Origin of the sequence: Streptomyces sp. NBC_00080 (genome assembly GCF_045041255.1) — a bacterium.
In the GTDB taxonomy this organism is placed as follows: Bacteria; Actinomycetota; Actinomycetes; order Streptomycetales; family Streptomycetaceae; genus Streptomyces; species Streptomyces coriariae.
This window is the reverse complement of the sequence record NZ_CP108235.1, coordinates 8,533,875-8,555,418: the sequence shown is the minus strand read 5'-3', so window position 1 is coordinate 8,555,418 and position 21,544 is coordinate 8,533,875. Positions and strand designations below refer to the sequence as shown.

The window sequence follows — 21,544 nt, the reverse complement described above, 5'->3', positions numbered from 1 at the left end:
GAACACCGTGGGACAGCCGGTCCACTCTGCCTTGTACCTGGATCCGGAAGCGGCCGTGGAATCGAGAACCGAGGACTTGCTGTCCCGGATGACCCTGCCGGAGAAGGTCGGGCAGTTGCTGATGCTCGACGCACAACACGGGGACCTGGTGGACATCCTGTCGGCCAAGCTGGCCGGGTCCGTTCTGCATGTGACTCCCGAACGGATGCCCGAGGCCATGAAAATGGCCCGGCGGACACGGCTCGGCATTCCGCTGCTGACAGCCGACGACGCCATCCACGGCCACTCGTTCTGGCCCGGCGCGACCATCTTCCCGACACAGCTGGCCATGGCCTGCACCTGGGACCCCACTCTGCTCCACCGGGTGGCCCGCGCGTCCGCGACCGAAATCGCGACGACCGGAATCCACGGGACCTTCTCCCCGGTCCTGTGTATCACCCGGGACCTGCGCTGGGGTCGGATCAACGAGACGTTCGGCGAGGACCCCTTCCTGATCGGCGAACTCGGCGCGGCAATGGTGCGCGGCTACCAGGGCGAGGGCCTCAGCGACCCGACAGCCGTGCTGGCATACGCCAAGCACTTTGCGGGCTACTCCGAAACCCTGGGCGGCCGCGACGCGAGCGAAGCCGAGCTCAGCCCACGCAAGCTGCGCTCATGGTTCCTGCCCCCGTTCGAGCAGGCGGTGCGGGCCGGCTGCCGCGGCTTCATGCTCGGTTACCAGTCGATCGACGGGGTGCCCATCACCGCGAATCAGTGGCTGATCAACGATGTGCTCAAGGGCGAGTGGGGCTTCACCGGGACGCTGGTGACCGACTGGGACAACGTCGGCCGGATGGTCTACGACCAGCGGACCTGCGCCGACTACGCCGAGGCGGCGGCGGTCGCCGTCAACGCCGGCAACGACCTCATCATGGCCACGCCGCAGTTCTTCGAGGGCGCGCAGGAGGCGGTCGCCCGCGGCTTGGTCGACGAGAAACAGATCGACGACGCGGTACGGCGGGTTCTGCGGCTGAAGTTCGAGCTCGGGCTCTTCGAGGACCCCCGCGCCCCCGACCCCGAGCGGCAGGCGCAGGTGATCGGCTGCCGCACCCACGCAGACCTCAACCTCGAGACCGCCCGGCGCTCCCTGGTGCTGCTGCGCAACGAGGGGATCCTGCCCCTCGAAGGCGGGCTGACCTCGGACGGAACCGGCCGCGCCGCGAGCCAGGGCGCACTGCGGACGATCGCGGTCATCGGCCCCAACGCCGACAGCCCGGAAGCCATGCTCGGCGACTGGGCAGGCGCCACCGGCCAGGTCCCGTGGATGCCCGAAGGCCATCCCCGCGAGATGGTGGAGACGGTGCTCGACGGCCTTCGCGCCGTCGCACCCGCCGGCTGGACCATCACGCACGCCCGCGGAGCCGACATAGCAAGCCCCACCGCCGACCCCGGATGGTCCCTCGGGCCCGACGGCCAGCCACAGCCGGACGCTTTCACCCCCGCCCCGGTCGACCAGGCACAGCTTCGAGAGGCCACCGCCGCCGCGCAGACTGCCGACTACGCCGTCGTGGTCGTGGGAGACACCATCGCCCTCACCGGCGAGGTGCGCTCGACGGCCACGCTCGACCTCCAAGGAGGACAGATCGCCTTGCTGGACGCGGTCGCCGCCACCGGCACACCCATGATCGTCGTACTCGCCCAGTCCAAGCCGAGCACGCTTCCAGAGTCGGCACTGAACGCGGCAGCCCTCATCGAGGCGTTCAACCCGGGCATGCGCGGTGGCCGCGCCATCGCCGAACTCCTCCTCGGACTCATCGAACCCAGCGGCCGGCTCCCGCTGTCCTTCGCACGCCACGTCGGTCAGCAACCGGTCTTCTACAACCAGGTGCGAGGCCAGCACGGGAGCCGCTACGCGGACCTCACCCAGGACCCCCTGTTCGCGTTCGGCGAGGGCCTCACCTACACCACCGTCACCTACTCCGACCTCGTCGTGCACGACCCGGACGTCCCTTCCGACGGCACCGTCGACGCGACGGTACGACTGACCAACAGCGGAAGCCGTCCGGCCCTGGAAACGGTCCAGGCATACGTCAGCGACCTGACCACCAGCGTCACCTGGGCCGAGCAGGAGCTGAAGGGTTTCACCCAGGTAGAGGTCCCTGCCGGCGAAAGCCTGGACGCCACCATCAATATCCCGGCCACTCACTGCTCACTCGTCACCGCGGACAACCGCCGAGTGGTCGAACCGGGTGAGTTCATGCTCCGCGTCGGCCCCAGCTCACGGCGGGAGCAGCAGCTGAGCGCGGGATTCCGCATCGGGACCTGAACCCCCGTATCTGGACCTGTAGCCCGCATACGGGCTCGAAGACCCCCGCCCCGCCAGCCTGCCGCCCCGCCAAATCGAGGGCCGGCGGGGCGGGTTCCATCTGAGACACCGAAAGGCACGCGTGTGTCCACCACACCCCGCGATCCGCACCGCCCCGTGGCGCACCTGCGCCCGCCCCGCAACTGGATCAACGACCCCAACGGGCTGGTCTTCCACGACGGCCACTACCACGTGTGCTACCAGTACAACCCGTCCGGAGCGACCCACGCGAACATGCACTGGGGCCACTTCCGCAGCCCCGACCTGCTGACCTGGGAGCCGCTGCCGATCGCCCTGTCCCCGAACCCCGATGGCGTGGACGCCGACGGCTGCTTCTCCGGCAACGCCGTCTCCGACGGCGACCGTCTCGTCGCTTTCTACTCCGCGCACCGCGAGGACCGCTCGTTCCAGCACCAACCGGTCACTTGCGCCGTATCCCACGACGGCGGCAACAGCTTCAGCCCGTGCGGCGAACTGCTCATCCCCGAGCTGCCCGAGGGCTGCACCATGTACCGCGACCCGTACGTCTGGCAGGACGGCGAAGGCTGGCGGATGCTGGTCGGCGCCGCCCTCGCGGACGGCCGCGCCGCCGCCCTTCTCTACGACTCACCCGACCTGGAGAACTGGACCTACCGGGGGCCCTTCGCGGCCCGCCGTCCGGAGCCCATCGGTGGTACCGACCTGTTCACCGGCGAGGGCTGGGAATGCCCCCAATACCTCCCGGCAGCCGACGGACCCGGCGCCCTCCTCTTCAGTACCTGGACCGAACCCACCGGTCCGCAGAGGGTCGCGGCCCTGATCGGCGAAGAGCATGCCGGCCACTTCGAGGCCGGCCCAGCGGTACTCGCCGACCACGGCCCCGATTGCTACGCGCCCGCCCTGCTGCGGGCACCGGGCGATCGGTGGCTGCTGTGGGGCTGGTCGTGGGAAGCCCGCGACGAAGCCTGGGCCGTCGCGGACGGATGGGCCGGGGTCCTCACCCTGCCCCGCGAGATCCATGTCGACGGCGACGGTACGCTGCGCCAGCAGCCCGTCACCGAACTGCTCGCCCTGCGCGGCGAGCACACCATCCACGCCGAAGGCGCGACGCACGGCCCGCAGCCGGTGGACCTCGGCAGCGTGGGCCGCGCTTTCGACCTGACGGCCCGTCTGGAGCCGAGCGGAAACGCCGGTCTGCGGCTGCTCACCACCCTGGACGGCTTGGAGTACCTCGACATCCGCGTCGATACCGATGCGGGCGAACTGGTCGTCGACCGCGACCACGCCTCACTGGACAGCCGGGCCCGCGGCGGCTCCTACCGGATGCCCTGCCCCTCTGGTCAGCCGGTCGACCTGCGCGTGGTCGTCGACCACTCCATCGTCGAAATCTTCCTGATCACCACCGGCCAGGTCCTCACCCTGCGCTGCTATCCCACAGGGCAAGGCCCGTGGCGACTTGAGGCCCGCAGCGCACCGGGTACGCGCCTCGGCTTCGCGGTCGACGCGTGGGAGCTGCACCCGCTCGTGATCAAGGAGCCGAGCACCGGCACCGCAGAGCCGGCGCCGACGTCGCCGTAGCACCGACTCCTACCGGTCGATCCCCCACCTCGGCGATGTGTCCCACCCTCTCTCCCAAGTGCTGACCAAGCAGGTCCGAAGGAGGATCTTCCATGAGTTCATACGGTCTCGGACGACGCCAGTTCCTGGCCACCGCTGTTGGTGTCGCCGCCGCCTGGACCTCGGTTTCCGGGAGCGCCATCGCCGCCCCGCAACTGAAGCAGGCCGCACGTGGCCATTCCGTCCGTGTGTGGCTGACGGACGTATCGGCCGACAAGTGGGTCGCCGGCCAGGACGATGTGCTGTTCAAGGCGAAGAGAACGGCCAACCCGCTCACGATCAAGATCGACGGCAGCGTCAAGTACCAGAAGGTCCAAGGCTTCGGTGCGGCCATGACCGACTCCTCCGCCTGGCTCATAGACAAGCTGTCCACCGTCGAGCGGACCAAGCTGATGAAGAAGCTGTTCGATCCCTCGAAGGGAATCGGCCTCAGCCTGCTCCGCTCCCCGATGGGCGCCACGGATTTCAACGCGTCCGGGAACTACTCCTACAACGACATGCCCGCCGGCCAATCGGACCCGACGCTGTCCAACTTCTCCATCCAGCACGATGTGCCGTACATCATTCCGGCCTTGCGGCAGGCCCTCTCACTCAACCCGTCCATCAAGATCATGGCCAACCCGTGGAGCCCGCCAGGCTGGATGAAGACCTCCGACTCTATGATCGGCGGCACCCTCAAGAGCGAGTACACCTCCGCGCTGGCCAACTACTTCGTCAAGTTCATACAGGCCTGTGGCGAAGCCGGCGTGCCCATCTCCTACATTTCCCCGCAGAACGAACCCATGGGTACTCCCACCTGGCCCGGAATGTTCCTGTCCGCGTACCAGGAAGCCGAGTTGATCCAGGAGATCGGCAAGGCGTTCGAAGCCAACGGAATCTCCACGAAGATCCTGGCTTGGGACCACAACTGGGACGTGCCCTCGTATCCGGAGACGATCTTCAGCGATCCCGCAGCCTCCAAGTACACCGCGGGAACCGGATGGCACATCTACAGCGGCAACCCGAAGTACCAGTCAGTGGTCCACAACGACTACCCGAGCAAGGAAACCTTCATCACGGAAGCCACCGGAGGCGTTTGGCAGGACAGCGACCAGACGGCGTTCAGCGAAGCGCTGGGTACCTGGATCATCAACGGCACGCGCAACTGGGCGAACGGGGTGATGCTGTGGAACATCGCACTCGACCCCGATCGGGGCCCGCTCAACAGTGACACCGCCGGTATACCCATGCTGCGGGGCCTGCTCACGATCGACCCGGCCGACGGGCGGGTGACCTACAACGTGGACTACCACGCCCTCGCTCACGCCAGCAGGTTCGTCAGGCCCGGAGCACGCCGGATCTACTCGAACACCTTCGGGGAAGGCAGCATAGAGAACGTTGCGTTCCAGAACCCGGACGGATCGAAGGTCCTGATCGCGCACAACACGGGAAGCGCGGCCAAAACCTTCAGCGTCGCGGACGGGACGCACTCGTTCGACTACACCCTGAACGCCGGCGACGCCGTCACCTTCACGTACTCCGGACCTGCGCAGAGCGGCCGTACCCCCGCAGCGACCAAGGTCTCGGACCCGACACACGACTTCACCTTCAAGTCGGCATCCGGCCCGGTCACCGTCACGTACGACCCGGCACTGCTGCCCTACCAGAACTCCATCCGCACCGGAAACAAGCTGGTCACGTACTCCCTGCCGATCGGAGCTTCCGTCCAGACGACAGGAAGGGCACTGAGCCGCAGCAAGTGGACCGCCACGGCTTCGGCGCAGCCGGACTGGGGTGTGGCCGCGAACGCGATCGACGGCGACATCGACACGCGGTGGAATCTCGGGCACGGGCCCACGAGCGGCGACTGGTTCCAGATCGACCTGGGGAGCCCTACGAGCTTCAATAGAATCGTCCTCGACACCGGCGTGAACAACTCGTTCGACTACGTCACCAAGTATCAGATCTACGTTTCGAACGACGGTGCCGATTGGGGCAGCGCGATTGCGAGCGGCAGTGGAGGCATTGGCAAGATAGCCGTCACGTTGCCGACCTGTACGGCACAGCACATTCGCATCGTCAGTACTGCGGCATCCGGTTTCTGGTGGTCCATCGGCGACATCGAGGTGTACGGGTCTGCGCGTGGAACCGGCTCGATCACAGCTCCGGCAGCGGCATCGAACGGCCTCCAGCTGAAGAACTGGACCAGCAAGGAAGGGGAGCAGGTCACCGCTGTATTCAACGGGACCGCCGACAGCAAGAGCTTCAAGATATCCACCGACGGCTCGTACACGTATACGCTGCCGGGCGGCACCTCGGCGATGTTCACTACCAAGAAGCTGTCGAGCTTCCCATCGCCGACCTTCAGCGATCTGAAGCCGGGCCAAGGCATGCCGCGCTCCAAGTTCACGATTCGCGGCTCTGGTTTCGGCGATGCACAGGGGCTGGGCACGGTTTATTTCGGATCAAGCTATGCCGAAATAGACACCTGGTCGGACACGAGCATCAGCGCCTACGTTCCGAAGGGGCTTCCAGCGGGGAAGGTCACGGTTTCCATGAAGGGAACCAGCGGAGCAGACGCAGGACGATCGTCGTTCGACGTCATCGATCTAGGTCCTGCACTGCCCCGGGCAGGCTGGACCGCAAAGGCTTCGGACGCAAGCCAGTGGGATGCGCCCGGAAACATGCTGGACGGTAATTCCGACACCCGGTACAGCTCCGGAACAAGGCAGTACGACGGACTCTGGATCCAAGTGGACATGGGGCAGACACAGACCTTCGACAAGATCGTGCTCGATGTCGGCGCCAGCGTAAGCGACTATGCGCGGAGCGCAGACGTACACGTGTCCACGGATGGAACCGACTGGACCAAGGTCACGTCCGTAGCGGACGGCCAACGAGTCCACCTGATCTCCTTCCCGACGCAGAAAGCCCGCTACATCAAGGTCGTCAATACCGGAAATGTTGCGCGTAGCTGGTGGTCAGTCGCAGAATTCAACGTCTACAACTGACCCCGGGCTTTCATGTAGGGCGACGTTGGCCTTGCCCCCGTCGCAGAGAGAGTGCATCTTGCCGGCGGGAACAGGGAGTGCTGATGTCCTTGTTCCCGCAGGGCCCTCCGATCAGGCCGTCGCCGTCGTGACCCCCACGCGACCGCTACCAGGACGGTCGCGGAGACCGTAAGCGCCTGGGGCCTGCACAGCTGAACCGTCGCACCACCATGACGCCATCACAGGGCATTAAGACCGCGGTTCGGACACGGGCCTTTGGCATGTCGGCTTCAGCAGCAGACTCTGACCTTGTTCTTTATGGTCGGAGGCTTCGTTGAGGCCAGCAGCGCACCCGGGCGGTGTGACCGTCGATACGGACGATGCACTCTTTGAAGAGCGCCATGGGTCGACCTTCGTCTTCCGGAACCAGCGTTAGTCCGAGGTCCATGATGGGCTTGATGGCCTGCGCTGTGCGAGAGCCGTCGGGGTCCGGGCCGTGCAGGTCCGCCCAGCTCTCGAACAGCGCACGGACCTCTTCCCATCCGGGCCCCGGGATGAAGTGGCAGAGGAACGCTGGCTGATCAATTGCGTACTGCCGTAGCTCGCCGATCCGGGTGTCGCCCTGTGTGAGCCACCACGTCCCGTTCACTACCGCTCCCGTCAGCCACGGCCTCAAGCGGGTTGCCTGAGCTCCCGAGCTCCGTAGTGTCGAATGTCCGTCGAACTGGCTCCCCCACGCGGAAGTTCATCAGACGTGTGGGCGGCCTCCGTCCGATTCTGTGCTCCGACCAAGGAATGCGCCGAACCAGAACGAAGGCCGTGGGGATGAGCCTGCCGCACCTCGATGTCCCGGGGGAAGCGTTCGCCGAAGCGTCACGCCTCCGGGACGACTTCTTCGACTGCCTGACCGCCCGCGGGGACGAGCTGTTCGAGCTGGCCGACGCGCTGCTGTGTGCGGATGGGCCGGTGACCTCGCTGGTGGACCTGACGCTGGTGGCCGAGCACCGGCGTGGGCACGGCGCGATGTACGAGGCGTTGAACCACGGAAACGTGGACGTGCCCCGGCTGCGGCAGGTGCTGGCCGGGCTGCCGATGCCGCGGGCCGCCGACGGGCGCCTGGTCCTGGCGGTCGACGTCAGCAACTGGCTTCGCCCCGACGCGCCGACCAGCGCGGACCGCCTGTTCTGCCACGTTTACGGCCGCAGCGGACGGTCCTCGGACCAGTTCATCCCCGGCTGGCCGTACTCCTTTGTCGCCGCCCTCGAATCGGGCGGACGTCCTGGTGCCAGCTGCTGGACGCTGTCCGTCTCGGGCCCGAGGACGACGTCGCCGAGGTCACCGCCACCGGACGCAACCACGACGCAGGTCACCGACCGGTACGGCACCGCCCGCGCGATGGCCTGGGACCGCATCCACCCCCGTCTGACCACCCGCTCCGCTTGGATCGACCACACCGGCGAACTCCCCATCATCGAAGGCACGCTGATCCGCCTCCAGGTCGACCGCCTGCCTGGCGGAGGCGACCCGCTCCCGCTCTGGCTCTGGTCGTCCGCCACCGGCCTGAACAGCGAGGACGTCGACGTGCGCTGGCAGGCGTTCCTGAGGAGGTTCGACATCGAGCACCTATTCAGGCTGATGAAGCAGACTCTCGGGTGGACCCGCCCGAAGCTGCGAACTCCCGAGGCCGGCGGGCGCTGGACCTGGCTGATCATCGCCGCTCACACCCAGATCCGTCTTCTGCGCGAGGCCGCGTCGACTTGCGGCGGCCGTGGGAGAAGCCCGCCGAGCTTGGCCGGCTCACCCCGGCCCGTGTCCGCCGGGGGTTTCGGAACCTCCGCCCGCACCTGCACTGTCCGGCCCGTGCACCGAAAATCTCAACTCCTGAACCTGGAAGGCCACTTGGTTCGAAGAACCAGCGGCCCGCCACCCGCTACGACGTGGGCAAGACCGTGAAACGACCCGAGAGCATCACCGAGCGAAACCGACTCAGACCATAAAGAACAAGCTGACTGGTTTGCCGCACGGGAAGGCACACTGACGCCGAGCATTCCGCAGGTTCTGATAGCAGGACTTACCGATATCGGCTCGGACGCGCGCACGGACAGCAACAGCGCGCTGGGCGGGGGCGAGTCGGACGACATCGGCCGGTCGGACACGGCGTTCCTTCTGCACGTCTACGCCGACCACAAGAACGCCATCGCGGTCTCCGTCCCCCGCGACACACTCGTCACGATCCCACCCTGCAAACTCCCGGACGACTCCTGGACGAAGACGCGGACGGACACGCAGTTCAACGCGGCCTACTCCGTCGGCGAGACCGCCGAGGGCAACCCCGCCTGCACCCAGAACACCGTGGAGAAGCTGACCGGCCTGCGCGTCGATCACACCGTCGTCGTCGACTTCAAGGTCTTCGCCTCGCTGACCGAGGTGGTCGGCGGCGTGAGGGTGTGCCTGCCGAACGACATCTACCAGGGCGATCTCAACCCCAACCGCGCCACCAAGGGCAAGCTGCTGTTCAAGAAGGGCGAGCAGACGGTCTCCGGGCAGGAGGCCCTCGACTACGTCCGGATCCGGCACGGGATAGGCGACGGCTCCGACATAGGGCGCATCAAACGTCAGCAGGCGTTCGTCGGCAGCCTGATCAAGACGGTCAAGAGCGACGGGCTCACCCCGACCAAGCTGCTGCCCCTCGCCGAGGCGGCGACGAACTCGATGACCGTCGACCCCGGCCTCGGCACGGCCAACAAGCTGATCTCCTTCGCGATGTCGCTGAAGAACATCGACCTGCACAACACCAAGTTCGTCACCATTCCCTGGCGCTACGACGGTTCACGCGTCGCGATCGTCGAGCCGGACGCCTCCGCGCTGTGGGCGGCGCTCAAGGCGGACCGCACCATCGACGGCAAGGACGCCGGCGGCACGAAGAGCACGGCCACGGCCGCCGCCTCCGCGTCACCGAGCGCCGCAGAGAGCATCTCGGGCGAAGGCATCGCCGTAACCGTCTACAACGGCACCACCACCACCGGCGGCCTGGCCTCCACCGCCGCCACCAAGCTGACTCGGCACGGCTTCACGGTCACCGGCACCGCGAACGCCGACAGCCAGGACCACACCACCACGGTCGTCGAGTACCGGTCGGGCCTGAAGGCCCAGGCCGACGGTCGCCCGGCTCTTCCCCGACGCCGAACTCCGGTCCATCACCGGCTCCGGCATCAACGTCGTCCTGGGCGCGTCCTACACCGAGGACGACGGCCCCTCCGCCTCGGCCACCCCGACCGCCGTCCGGACCTCTGTCGCGGACGACGCACGTTCGGCGGACGACGACCTGTGCTCCGACCTGTCGTACGGCTCGGGCGGCTGAATCGGACGTCAGAAATCAGCGCTGTCCTTGACGAGCCCGGACGGCCATCAACCCGGTGGTGTAGAGCGCGAGGACGGCGGCCAGCAGAAGGTAGTAGAGGGCCGGCAGCGGTGTGAGGCCCAGCAGCGAGCCGACCGGGGAGAGCGGCAGCAGCAGCCCGACAGCGGTGAGTGCGCCGGCTGCCCAGCTCACCGGGCCGGGCGGCCGGCCCTCGGCGCGTCGGCGACCGCCCCGCAGCAGGAGCATCTGTTCGGCAACTCCAGGAACTGATCCCCCACGTCCGTCGTCGCCGCCACAGACGTGCGGCGACGGCCGCCTCCCGCGTCCCGCCTCCCGCCTCCCGCGTCCCGCCTCCCGCCTCCCGCCTCCCGCCTCCCGCCTCCCGCCTCCCGCCTCCCGCCTCCCGCCTCCCGCCTCGGCGGACGCTCTACGGGGCGAGCGGTTCCGGCAGATGAAGGCGCAGATAGGGCAGCACACCCCGCTCCAGCAGGGCCTCCCGCCATCGCTCCCGGGCCCGCTCCACATCCGCTCCGTTCGCGGAGCCTCGGGCGCCAGGGGACGCCGTGCCGGGCTCGTCACGTCCGCGCAGGGCCGTGCGCAGCAGCGCCCAGAGGCCTGCGGCCGTGGTGACGGCCGCTACGAGAGCCAGCATCCACCCCGCCGTGACAACCGACGCGGCGAACCCCTCGCCCTGCCCGACGAGACGTAGCCCGTACCCGATGAGGAGAAGTGCCGCCGCGGCGACGGCGGACACGGCAGGGACCAGAACCGCGAGTACGGGCCACACGGCGCCGTCGGGCGCAGGGAAACGCCCGTCCGGCGCGGACGCCCGACGCCCGACCGCCGTGCGCACGGCGCAATAGGCGCGGTACTCGGCACCGGCGGCCGCCGCTATCTCCTCGGCCGCTCCCAGAGCCTGGGCACGCAGCCGGGTCGTGGAGTTCCGGTCGAGATCGTCACGGAGTCCGGCGCGGACATCGGTGAGAGCCAGCGCCATGTCCAGCACCGTCTCGAAGTCGACTCGGTCCTGCGGACGGAGAGCGGGTCCACCGATCACGCCTTCTCCGCGGCTCAGACGTTGACCCCGAAGTCGGAGGCGATACCGGTGAGTCCGGAGGCGTACCCCTGACCGACGGCACGGAACTTCCACTCGGCGCCGTTGCGGTACAGCTCCCCGAAGACCATCGCGGTCTCGGTCGAAGCGTCCTCGGACAGGTCGTAGCGGGCGAGTTCGGCTCCACCTGCCTGGTTGACGACGCGAATGAAGGCGTTGCGGACCTGGCCGAAGCTCTGGCCGCGGTTCTCGGCGTCATGGATGGACACCGGGAAGACGATTCGGTCGACCTCGGCGGGCACGCCGGCCAGATTCACCTTGATCGACTCGTCGTCGCCCTCTCCCTCGCCGGTGAGGTTGTCACCGGTGTGCTCGACCGAACCGTCAGGGCTCTTCAGGTTGTTGTAGAAGACGAAGTACTGGTCGGAGGCGACCTTGCCCGACGCGTCGAGGAGCAGTGCGGAGGCATCGAGGTCGAAGTCGGCTCCGGTGGTGGTGCGCACGTCCCAGCCGAGACCGACCAGGACGGCGGTCAGGCCCGGCGCCTCCTTGCTCAGCGAAACGTTTCCGCCCTTGGACAGGGAAACACCCATGCCTCATCCCTCCACGCATTCCGACGGTCCGACTCCACGGCACGGACCCGAGCCAGAATCTACATCACTGTAGAATTCGAGGGTGGCAGCTGGGTAACCGGGCCCATGCCCGCTCTATACGATGTGACGACCGCGACCCACGGCCGCAGGAGGGAGACGCAGCGTGATGGATCCGGATTTCCGCCCTCAGCGCCGTGCGCAGGGCGAACTCGAGACACAGGTGCTCACGGCGCTGCACACGGCCGACACCCCGGTGACCGCGGCCTGGGTGCAGGAGCACGTGGACGCCGAACTCGCGTACACGACCGTCATGACCGTCCTGGTACGTCTGCTGGAGAAGCAGGCCGTGACGCGCAGACGGGAGGGACGCTCGTTCGTATGGTCGCCCGCCGCGGACGAGGCGGGCCTCGCCGCACTGAAGATGTACAAGGTCCTGAACGGCGAACGGGACCGCCGCGCGGTGCTGGCCAGCTTCCTGACCACCCTGCGGGAGGACGACGAGCAGTTGCTGCGCGACCTCATGGAGCAGGCGACCGACGAATCGGCGGACTGACATCTCGTGGGTGTTTTCGTCTTCCTCCCGCTCGTACTGCCGTTGACGGCATGGCCGACCGCCCGCCTGGCCACCCTGCACCTTCATCCGCGCACCGCCACCACCCTGTTGAGTGTCGTGGCCGCTGTCATGGCCTTGTGCAGCACGCTCTGCCTGGGCCTGCTGATGGTGGTCGGCACCGCCCAGCTACCGGGCAACCCGCTGCCGGACGGCTGGTCGGACCCCGAAGTGCGCGCAAGCGTCCCGCATGACGAGATCGCCGGAAAGGCCGCGATCCCCGCGCTCTTGGCAGTGGTCCTGAGTTGCACCCGGCTGCTGTGGCGGCATTATCGGGTACGGAGTCGGGCCCACGCGGCGCTCGTCGGGCTGCGCGACACCACGGTCGCCGTCCTCCCGGCCACCGAGCCGTATGCCTACGCCCTGCCCGGCGGCCCCCGCGACCGGATCGTGGTGTCCACCGCCATGCTCGGCTGCCTGAACTCGCGCGAGCGTCGGGCCCTCTTCGCCCACGAGCGAGCCCATCTCACCGCTCGCCATCACCGCCAGCTGCTGATCGTCCAACTGGCCGCGCGCGCGAACCCCTTCCTCCTGCCACTGCGGACAGCCGTCTCCTACGTCACGGAACGCTGGGCCGACGAGGAAGCCGCGCAGAGCGTCGGCAGCCGCAAGACCGTCGCCCGCGCGATCGGCAAGGCAGCCCTCGTCTCACGCGGTACGCCGGCGCCGACACTCGCCGCCCTCGCGGCGCCCGGACCGCTCCCCCGCCGGGTCGCGGCCCTGCTGGCCCCGCCACTCACCACGCGCACCTGGCCACCGCTCTTCACCACCGCGGGCCTCGCGCTCTGGAGTGCCGCGGCGGGTTCCGTACTGTCCGCCATGTTCTCGGCGAACTCCGCAGTGACCCTGCTGCTCCTCCTGCACGCCGCGACGCCGTTGTAGCCATCACGGCAGGGGCCACATGTTTGCGGCCGACCGGGATGCGTTCCCGGTCGGCCACAACCACGTCCTGCTCAGCGCTTTCGGACTACAGGTCGAACTCGTGCGGCGGCAGGTCGAGGGTGAAGCACGCCTCCCGTACGACGGCCTGCTCGGTCTTGTCGAAGTCGCCGTCGGCGCCGCCGATCACGATGCCGATCTGGATCACCGCGCGCGCCTCGGCCGGCTTCTTCTTCGCCTTCGCGATCTCCTGGAGGACGCTCACCTTGCCGAAGTCGAAATCGGTGGTCAGCTTGTTCAGGTTCTCGTCGAAGCGCCGCTGGAGATCCGTGGCGTCGAAGTTCTGCAGCACCTCGTTGGAGGCGATCAGCTGCGCCACACGCTGCCGTTCGGACGGGTCGATCTTCCCGTCGGCGGCCGCAACGAGCGCGCACATCGCCATGCTCGCGTCGCGGAACGCGCGCCCCACTTCCTACATCTACAGCAATGTAGAAGGTATCAGCGATCGCCTCCGCCGCAACGACGCCGGGCGCCCGCCACCCGAACCAACGTACGAAACAGCCGTCCCGTTCCCTGGTGATCGGTTGCTACGCCGAACCCCGGACCGTGCCGACGGCCCTGAGAGTGCGTACCGCCGCGCTTTTCAGCGCGGGGTGCTCGCGCACCAGCCGGTGGGCCGCCCGGAGCGGTTCGCGGCGGAGCCAGTGCAGGGCAGCGCCCGGGCCGGACGTACGCAGCGCTCCTTCGTGGACCATGAGGTCACCCGTCTTGAAGGAGTCCTTGTAGGCGGCCTCGCCCCTGCCGAAGTCGACCAGCCGGACACCGGACGCCGCGGCGGCTTCGATCATGCGCAGATAGAGGATCCGGCCGGGCGAGAAGGTGGCGACGGTTCGATCGTAGGAGGGGAACCAGCAGGAGAGGACCGTGCGCGAGCGCAGGCCGAAGTGGGCGGCGACCGGGCGGTCTGCGGCGTAGAGCACCGAGAGAATGCCCGAGCAGTCCGGTGACGTCGTGTCGGCGAGCAGGTGCACGAGGTTGGCGATCCACGACTGGTCGAACGGGTCACGGCGGCCGGTGCGGCGGTAGTGGGCGGACTTCCAGTCGACGAGGGTCCGAAGGGCCGCCGGGTGGCGCTCGTCGTGAACGAAGCGCAGGGGACCGAGGTGCCGTGCCACACGGCGCTCCTGAGCCAGGGTCGATTTCAGGAGACTTCGCGAGTGGGCGCGCAGGTGGGCTTCGTACGCATCGAAACCGTGCGTGAGGTCGACGACGGGAGACGCGAACCGGCCCGTCGCGTACGGCAGGAAGAGGTCCTGGCCGCTTTCGAGGTGGTTGAACTCCCAGGCGTTCAGTGAGCAGGCACGCAGGAGGTGGTGCGGGTCGAGATGCGTGTCGTCGGGGTGCAGGACGGCGCCCTGACAGTCGGAAACCCCCAGACCGACCGCGCGGCCGTGGCCCCACCGGCCCTGCTGGTAGGGGAAGTAGCCGACGGGCCGGCGCTTGCGGCGCAGCACCGCCACTCGGGCGTCGCGGCGCACCCGGCCGACGGCCTGGGTGAACTCGGCGCTCATGAAGGGGTTGGCAGGAGCGGTGGTCGTGGCGCGTCGCAGTTCGTTCCAGATGTCGAGGTCGCTCGGCGTGAGTTCGCCGGCGGGCACGATGTCGATGCGTGGAGTCGTCATGGAGGTCCCTGAGTCCTGGTTTCGCGGCATGGCAGGTGATCCCGCTGGGCCGCATGAGGTGCGCGACGGTCGGACCGTGGGGCGCCGAGGAGTTCGGCGACGCGTCGAGTACGCGGAACCGCGACGGTCCGTCAGGGTGCTAGGGAGGGCCTCGGCGGCCGGTCGCGCCGGTGAGCAGTACCTCGGAGACGCACTCCTCGTCGTCGGCACGTGCTCCGGAGAACCGGCTCGGGTCCACGGCCGGGACCGTGGACGTTCGTGCGAACAGCAGGGCGCGCAGACGGCGGAAGAGGCTGCGAAGTCCCGCCTGCACCATGACCGAGAGCCGGAACCGGGAGCGTGCCACGGTACGCAGCGCGCACACGGTGACCAGAGTCATCGCCAGATGGACCGCGCCGCCCGAGGCTCCGTGGAAGGCCCCTCCGGCGGGGCTGGGGTCGGAGGCGGCGAAGGAGAACCAGCAGCAGGCCGCAGCCTGTGCCAGAACCATGGCACCGAGGTCGGGCAGCAGGGCGCCGGATCCGGCGGCGCGCAACCGCAGCAGGGCACTCACGAAGAAGGCCAGCGCCACCACCAGGCATGCGGTGAAAGAGGCGGTGCGCGCGAAGACCAAGTGGTAGCCGGCGGCGGCCAGGGCGGTCGCCGTCGCGGCCAGGCCGATGGCCGGCAACGCTCCTGTCGCGGCCTTGCCGTCAGCATGCCGAGGGCAAGGCCGGGCGAGAGCAAGCGGGTGCACGGTCATGTCTCGTCCATGGTCGGCGAGATGTGCGGCCGCGAAGTCCGGAACGGGGAAACCGTTTGTGCGAACGTTCGCGCGACCTGTCACGTCTGCGGGTGAACCGGCACGAGAGCGGTAACCGCGGACTCAGCGGGCCTCGGTCGGCGCCGACCGGTCCGCGAGCCCCACGACGGCCTCGACGGTCGGGGTGTCAGCGAGGCCGAGACGAAGGTGCTCGACGTGGTAGAGAGCCTGGTCGAGCAGTTCGGCGACGTGGTTGTCGTAGAGGGCGTAGATCACGGAGCGGCCCCGGCGTTCACCCGTGACCAGGCCGAGGTTGCGCAGCAGGCGCAGCTGGTGGGAGCAGGCCGACTGCTCCATGCCCGCCGCGTCGGCCAGCTCCGTGGCGGGGCAGGGCCCTTCCTGGAGGCGGGCCAGAATACGCAGACGGGACGGCGTCGCCAGCGCTTGGAGAGCGGCGGCAACCTCCGCCGCTCCGACCCTGTCGAGTCGGTCGCGCGCAGTGGCGGTGTCGGTGTCGGCTCCATGACCCATGCGCTCATCCTACGGACCGCAACGCATGAACACATGAATCGTTGTTCATTCAATCCTGTACAGTGAAGGGCGAAGCAACGTCGATGTCCCCCTGAGCCGCCCCGCGCCTGAAGGATCGCCCCTCTCCATGTCCGACACGCTCACCCGCCCAGTACCGTCCGGTACCACCCGAGAGGCCGCCGCTCCCCGGCGGCGCACACGCGTCCTCGCCCTCCCCGAGGCCCGCTGGGCTCTCGCTGCGCTGATGCTGTTCCTGACGGCCCTCCCGCTGCATCTGCTCGGGGCACCGGCGTGGTCGTGGGGTGCGCTGTACACGCTCACCTACGTGACCGGCGGATGGGAGCCGGGATGGGAAGGGCTGAAGGCCCTCAAGCACAAGACCCTGGACGTGGATCTGCTGATGGTGGTGGCCGCGCTCGGGGCCGCCGCGATCGGACAGATCCTGGACGGCGCTCTGCTGATCGTCATCTTCGCCACCTCCGGCGCTCTGGAGGCCGTCGCCACCGCTCGCACCGCCGACTCCGTCCGAGGCCTGCTCGACCTCGCCCCCGCCACCGCCACCCGACTCGGCGACGACGGCAGCGAAGAGGACGTGCCCACGGACCGGTTGACGGTCGGTGCCGTGATCCTGGTGCGTCCCGGCGAGCGGGTCGGCGCCGACGGGCGGGTCCTCAGCGGGACGAGCGAAGTGGACCAGGCCACCATCACCGGCGAACCGTTGCCCATCACCAAGGAAGCGGGCGACGAGGTGTTCGCCGGCACCATGAACGGGACCGGCGCCCTGCGCGTGAGTGTCGAACGTGACCCGTCCGACTCGGTGATCGCTCGGATCGGGAAGATGGTCGAGGAAGCCTCCGAGACCAAGGCTCCCACCCAGTTGTTCATCGAGAAGGTCGAACAGCGTTACAGCATCGGCATGGTGGCCGCCACGGTCGCCCTGTTCGTCATCCCGCTCCTCCTGGGAGCCGCGCTCCAGCCGACCCTGTTGCGCGCGATGACCTTCATGATCGTGGCCTCGCCGTGCGCGGTGGTCCTGGCCACCATGCCCCCGCTGCTGTCCGCGATCGCCAACGCCGGCCGCCACGGAGTGCTGGTCAAGTCCGCCGTGGTGATGGAACGCCTGGGCCAGGTCGACGCCGTGGCCCTGGACAAGACCGGCACCCTCACCGAGGGCACCCCCCGCGTGACGGACGTCCGCCCGCTTCCCGCCTCGCGCTTCTCCGACGACGCTCTCCTCGCCCTCGCCGCGGCGGCCGAGCGCCCCAGCGAACACCCCTTGGCCCGCGCCGTGGTCGACGCCGCTCACGCCCGCCGTCTCGCGCTCCCGCCTGCGGAGGACTTCACGTCGGCCCCGGGCAGGGGGATCACCGCGACCGTCGACGGGCACAAGGTGGAGGTCGGCAGCCCAGCCCGTCTTCTGAACGGCGACACCGACCATCCCGGCGCAGCCGTGGTGGCGCAACTGGAGGACGACGGCCGCACCGCGGTCCTGGTCGAGATCGACGGCATCCTCGTCGGTGCGCTCGGCGTCGCAGACCGGCTCCGCGAGGACGCCGCCGCCACCTGCGCCGCCCTGACGACGCTCACCGGGACCACCCCGATCCTGGTCACCGGCGACAATCCGCGCGCCGCCGGGCATCTGGCCGCCGAGGTCGGGATCACCGACGTACGGGCCGGACTCCTGCCCGAGGACAAGGTCGCCGCTGTCAAGGAACTGGAGACGGCGGGCCGCCGTGTTCTGGTCCTCGGCGACGGCGTCAACGACGCCCCGGCACTCGCTGCCGCCCACACCGGCATCGCCATGGGCAGGGCAGGCTCGGACCTCGCGCTGGAAACCGCCGACGCCGTCGTCGTCCGCGACGAACTCGCCGCCGTCCCCGCCGCCGTCGCCCTGTCCCGCCGCGCCCGCAGGCTCGTCGTACAGAACCTCGTGATCGCCGGCGCCTTCATCACCGGCCTGGCCGCCTGGGACCTGGCGGGCACCCTGCCGCTTCCGCTGGGCGTCGCGGGGCACGAGGGCTCCACCGTCATCGTCGGCCTCAACGGCCTGCGGCTACTGCGGGACGCCGCTTGGGCCGGGGCCCGCACGGACAGTGGAGTGACTCGGGACTGACGGGGAGAATCCACTGCTGTGGCCGTCCTGCCGGGGAGACCGAGCGGAACAGCCGCAGCAGCAGGTCTGGGCAACAGGCGCGCGCCTGCCAGGACTATTCGGCCTTGTCCGCCTCCTTGCTGCCACAGCGCCGGTCCTGCCACAGCTGGGACACCAGCAGAACCGTCACCACGAAGGCCGCCACGATGGCGATGACCATCTGGGCCGAGGAGAAGAAGTCGAGCAGGGAGTTGGTCTCGTCCGGTTGCTGCGGGGTGTAGGTGTCGTCGGCGAGGAGGACGACGTGGGACTCGTCGACTCTTGCGCCTCCGTCTCGATCGTTACGCCTCTTCGCTGTTCCAGGCTTGCGACCTGCAGAGACCTTTGGACATCGACATCGACGAGATCGCCGCCACTCCTGCCACATCGATGTCTCAGGTGTCCCAGGTCCGACGCCGCTCCCCTGAACCCGAACCCTCACCTCCCGTACAAGTGCGCAGCCCGAAGCTCACCTCCGCCGCAACCGCCCGTTCCGCCGCTGTCGACGTCTGAACCCCGACGCGACGCATGTGATGCAAACCTGCGACCAAGACACGGAGCTTCCGCTCGACATAGCCGTCGGAGCCCCGGAGGAAACGGCCATCCGTGCCTCAAACACTGCAGCCTCGCCCCGACATAACAGCAGTTCAAAGCCCAGTCAGCAACATCGCTGACGGATCTGCACCGCCGCCGCCGAACGTTGAGCTCAGTGCCAACTGTCCCGCTTTTGCGCCAACTAAAAAGCCTCGTCACAGTTCCGGCTAACGCCGTACCCGCGGCATCCCCAGGCCGATCCACGAGATGATCTCCCGCTGGATCTCGTTGTTGCCGCCGCCGAAGGTGAAGATCACGGCGGAGCGGTAGCCGCGTTCGAGTTCGCCGTGCAGCACGGCGCCCGCCGATCCCTCCTGGAGTGCGCCGGGGGCGGCGACGACCTCCATCAGCCAGGCGTAGGCGTCCCGGCGGGCCTCCGAGCCGTAGACCTTGACGGCGGAGGCGTCCTGCGGGGTGAGGGTGCCGTTCTGGAGGGCGCCGACCATCTGCCAGTTGAGGAGCTTGAGCGCGTCGAGCTTCACATGGGTCCGGGCGAGCAGGCGGCGCACCCAGGGCAGGTCGACCACCCGGCGCCCGTCGGCGAGCTTGGTCTCCGTCGCCCAGCGCTGCACGTCGTGCAGGGCGCGGATCGCCATCGTGCCGTGCGCGGCGAGGGTGACCCGCTCGTGGTTGAGCTGGTTGGTGATCAGCCGCCAGCCCTGGTTCTCGGCGCCGACGCGCCGCGAGACGGGGACGCGCACGTTCTCGTAGTAGCTGGCGGTGGTGTCGTGCGAGGCGAGGGTGCGGATCACCGTGCAGGAGTATCCGGGGTCGCCGGTCGGCACGAGAAGCATGGTGATGCCCTTGTGCGGCGGGGCGTCGGGGTCGGTGCGCACCGCGAGCCACACCCAGTCGGCGGTGTCGCCGTTGGTCGTCCAGATCTTCTGCCCGTTCACGACGTACGTGTCGCCGTCGCGCACCGCGCGCGTCTTGAGGGCGGCGAGGTCGGTGCCCGCGTCGGGTTCGCTGTAGCCGATCGCGAAGTCGATCTCACCGGCGAGGATCTTCGGCAGGAAGTACGCCTTCTGCTCGTCGGTGCCGTACCGCATGATCGTCGGTCCGACCGTGTTCAGCGCCATCAGCGGCAGCGGCACGCCGGCCTGGGCGGCCTCGTCGAAGAAGACGAACTGCTCGATCGGGGTGAGGCCGCGGCCGCCGTACTCCTCGGGCCAGCCGACGCCGAGCCAGCCGTCCGCGCCGAGCCGGCGGATCGTCTTGCGGTAGAAGCGCTTCGCGGCGACCGGGTCGATGTGCCGGGCGTAGGCGTTGTGCGGCACCAATTCGGCGAAGTAGGCGCGCAGTTCGGTGCGCAGCCGCAGTTGCTCGGGCGTGTGGTCGAGGTGCACGGCGCCTCCTGGCTCCCCAAGGCCGGTCCTGACGGCGCACACGGTAGAACGTGTTTCAGAAATTGGGAATGGCAGGGGCTCGCTTCCTTCGGTTCCCGGGCGCGGGGCCTCAGGCCAGCGTGGCCATGAATTCCGTGCAGGCCTCGGCACAGGCGCGGCAGGCGGCAGCGCCCTCCTCGGCCCCGGGGTGCTTGTCGAAGACGTGGGCGGTCTCCAGGCACACGGTCCGGCACCACTCCAGCTGGGCGCGGATACCGGCCTCGTCCAGGCGGTTGTCCTCGGACAGCACGCGGCAGGTCGCGTCGCACACCTCCGCGCACATGATGCCCTTGCGGCGCAACAGCGCCTGATCGTCGGTCCCCTCCGGATCCACGAGGCTCGCGCGCAGCGCACTTTCCCGCGCACACCCGGTGCACGCCTGGGCACAGGCGAAGCGGTCCTCCAGGAACCGGAAGAGCTCCTGTTGCGATGTCTGACAGGTCTGAGATGTCGTCGGAGTCACCCCTGACGGGTAGCCGGGCGCGGCGGCACGAAACCCGTGGGCCGGCCCGGAGGCGGCGGCGGCCACAACGCGCGAGGCGTCGTCGGCGAAAGGCCGCAGGCCCGGAACGGCGAGTTCATACCTCGAAGACGGATTCATGTCCCATTTGGTGGGTATTCGCCTGATATGACTACCGCAAGCGTTCAGCTGGCCGCCGCGAGCGGCCTGCTCAGCCTCGTGCTGTTCGTGGTCGCGATGGCCGTCGTCGCCGTGCTGGGGGGCAGCTTCTGGCTGGGCGCGCGTGTGAAGTCGCGCGAGCCGGCCCGGCCGCGCCCCGAGGAACAGCCGCACCTCCCGCCGGACGGCGCGGTGCACGAGATACGCGAGAACCGGGAACCCGACGAGGTGCCACGGACGCCGAAGGGCGGCCGTCCTCTGACGCCGTACGAGCTGACCAACATGCAGACCCGGTCGAGCGGGGACAAGACACGGCCGCGCTGGAGCCGCGGCAGCAGTGGCTCCTTCGGCGGGGGCGGTATCGGATCCCACTGACCCGGACCGGCGGGCCGAGCCGAAGGGCGCCCGGAGCCGGTCGCACCAGGCCACGCGGGAGGGGTCCGGCGGGTGCCTC

16 protein-coding genes and 2 pseudogenes are annotated in these 21,544 nt (G+C 68.7%); 9 read left to right on the top strand and 9 right to left on the bottom strand.

Features of this window, described 5'->3' with window-relative positions; all coding sequences use genetic code 11:
- Positions 1-88 precede the first annotated feature (88 nt).
- From OHU34_RS38235 to OHU34_RS38215, 5 genes and pseudogenes are all read left to right on the top strand, one after another.
- Entirely contained in the window at positions 89-2,305 is a 2,217-nt protein-coding gene (locus OHU34_RS38235; RefSeq protein WP_405772501.1) for a glycoside hydrolase family 3 N-terminal domain-containing protein, read from the top strand.
- 123 nt (positions 2,306-2,428) lie between these two features.
- A complete protein-coding gene (locus OHU34_RS38230) occupies positions 2,429-3,901 on the top strand; it encodes a glycoside hydrolase family 32 protein (protein ID WP_405770717.1) in 1,473 nt (490 codons plus the stop codon).
- 92 nt (positions 3,902-3,993) lie between these two features.
- Positions 3,994-6,930 (top strand): discoidin domain-containing protein, encoded by a 2,937-nt coding sequence (locus tag OHU34_RS38225; RefSeq protein ID WP_405770714.1) that lies wholly within the window; start codon positions 3,994-3,996, stop codon positions 6,928-6,930.
- Between the two features lie 804 nt (positions 6,931-7,734).
- Positions 7,735-8,862, top strand: a complete 1,128-nt coding sequence (locus OHU34_RS38220; protein WP_405770712.1) for a transposase — start codon at positions 7,735-7,737, stop codon at positions 8,860-8,862.
- A 126-nt stretch (positions 8,863-8,988) separates the two neighbouring features.
- Positions 8,989-10,270 (top strand): annotated as a pseudogene (locus OHU34_RS38215) (LCP family protein); the annotation flags it as partial.
- Positions 10,271-10,285: 15 nt separating this feature from the next.
- Here OHU34_RS38215 and OHU34_RS38210 read toward each other — a convergent pair.
- The 3 genes from OHU34_RS38210 to OHU34_RS38200 all read right to left on the bottom strand — a co-directional run bounded on the left by OHU34_RS38210 (position 10,286) and on the right by OHU34_RS38200 (position 11,917).
- Positions 10,286-10,516: a hypothetical protein gene (locus tag OHU34_RS38210; protein WP_405770709.1), complete on the bottom strand. Its 231-nt coding sequence runs from the start codon at positions 10,514-10,516 to the stop codon at positions 10,286-10,288.
- Positions 10,517-10,697: 181 nt separating this feature from the next.
- A complete protein-coding gene (locus OHU34_RS38205; protein ID WP_405770706.1) occupies positions 10,698-11,327 on the bottom strand; it encodes a hypothetical protein in 630 nt (209 codons plus the stop codon).
- Between the two features lie 14 nt (positions 11,328-11,341).
- Positions 11,342-11,917 carry a TerD family protein gene (locus tag OHU34_RS38200; protein WP_405770704.1) on the bottom strand — a complete coding sequence of 192 codons (576 nt, stop codon included), beginning with the start codon at positions 11,915-11,917 and terminating at the stop codon, positions 11,342-11,344.
- A 166-nt stretch (positions 11,918-12,083) separates the two neighbouring features.
- Between OHU34_RS38200 and OHU34_RS38195 the strand changes: the two genes are divergently transcribed.
- Complete coding sequence (locus OHU34_RS38195; protein WP_405772500.1) at positions 12,084-12,470, top strand: BlaI/MecI/CopY family transcriptional regulator; 387 nt, start codon at positions 12,084-12,086, stop codon at positions 12,468-12,470.
- A 6-nt stretch (positions 12,471-12,476) separates the two neighbouring features.
- Positions 12,477-13,409 carry a M56 family metallopeptidase gene (locus OHU34_RS38190; RefSeq protein ID WP_230197040.1) on the top strand — a complete coding sequence of 311 codons (933 nt, stop codon included), beginning with the start codon at positions 12,477-12,479 and terminating at the stop codon, positions 13,407-13,409.
- Between the two features lie 85 nt (positions 13,410-13,494).
- Here the strand turns inward: OHU34_RS38190 and OHU34_RS38185 are convergent.
- The 4 genes and pseudogenes from OHU34_RS38185 to OHU34_RS38170 form a co-directional block, all read right to left on the bottom strand.
- Positions 13,495-13,866, bottom strand: a pseudogene (locus tag OHU34_RS38185) (tellurite resistance TerB family protein); the annotation flags it as partial.
- A 127-nt stretch (positions 13,867-13,993) separates the two neighbouring features.
- On the bottom strand, positions 13,994-15,088 hold the full coding sequence (locus tag OHU34_RS38180; protein WP_142268823.1) for a GNAT family N-acetyltransferase: 1,095 nt from the start codon (positions 15,086-15,088) through the stop codon (positions 13,994-13,996).
- A gap of 139 nt (positions 15,089-15,227) precedes the next feature.
- Entirely contained in the window at positions 15,228-15,758 is a 531-nt protein-coding gene (locus OHU34_RS38175; RefSeq protein WP_142268824.1) for a hypothetical protein, read from the bottom strand.
- Positions 15,759-15,953: 195 nt separating this feature from the next.
- Positions 15,954-16,361: a helix-turn-helix transcriptional regulator gene (locus tag OHU34_RS38170; RefSeq protein ID WP_142268825.1), complete on the bottom strand. Its 408-nt coding sequence runs from the start codon at positions 16,359-16,361 to the stop codon at positions 15,954-15,956.
- Positions 16,362-16,488: 127 nt separating this feature from the next.
- Between OHU34_RS38170 and OHU34_RS38165 the strand changes: the two genes are divergently transcribed.
- The gene (locus tag OHU34_RS38165; protein WP_142268826.1) at positions 16,489-18,474 is read left to right on the top strand and encodes a heavy metal translocating P-type ATPase; all 1,986 of its coding nucleotides are present in this window, start codon (positions 16,489-16,491) and stop codon (positions 18,472-18,474) included.
- A gap of 779 nt (positions 18,475-19,253) precedes the next feature.
- Here the strand turns inward: OHU34_RS38165 and OHU34_RS38160 are convergent.
- Both OHU34_RS38160 and OHU34_RS38155 read right to left on the bottom strand, forming a co-directional pair.
- Positions 19,254-20,432: an acyl-CoA dehydrogenase family protein gene (locus tag OHU34_RS38160; RefSeq protein ID WP_142268827.1), complete on the bottom strand. Its 1,179-nt coding sequence runs from the start codon at positions 20,430-20,432 to the stop codon at positions 19,254-19,256.
- A 109-nt stretch (positions 20,433-20,541) separates the two neighbouring features.
- Positions 20,542-20,934, bottom strand: coding sequence for a ferredoxin (locus OHU34_RS38155; RefSeq protein ID WP_142268828.1), 393 nt, complete (start codon positions 20,932-20,934; stop codon positions 20,542-20,544).
- A 165-nt stretch (positions 20,935-21,099) separates the two neighbouring features.
- Between OHU34_RS38155 and OHU34_RS38150 the strand changes: the two genes are divergently transcribed.
- Positions 21,100-21,465, top strand: a complete 366-nt coding sequence (locus OHU34_RS38150) for a DUF6479 family protein (protein WP_405770697.1) — start codon at positions 21,100-21,102, stop codon at positions 21,463-21,465.
- Positions 21,466-21,544: the final 79 nt, after the last annotated feature.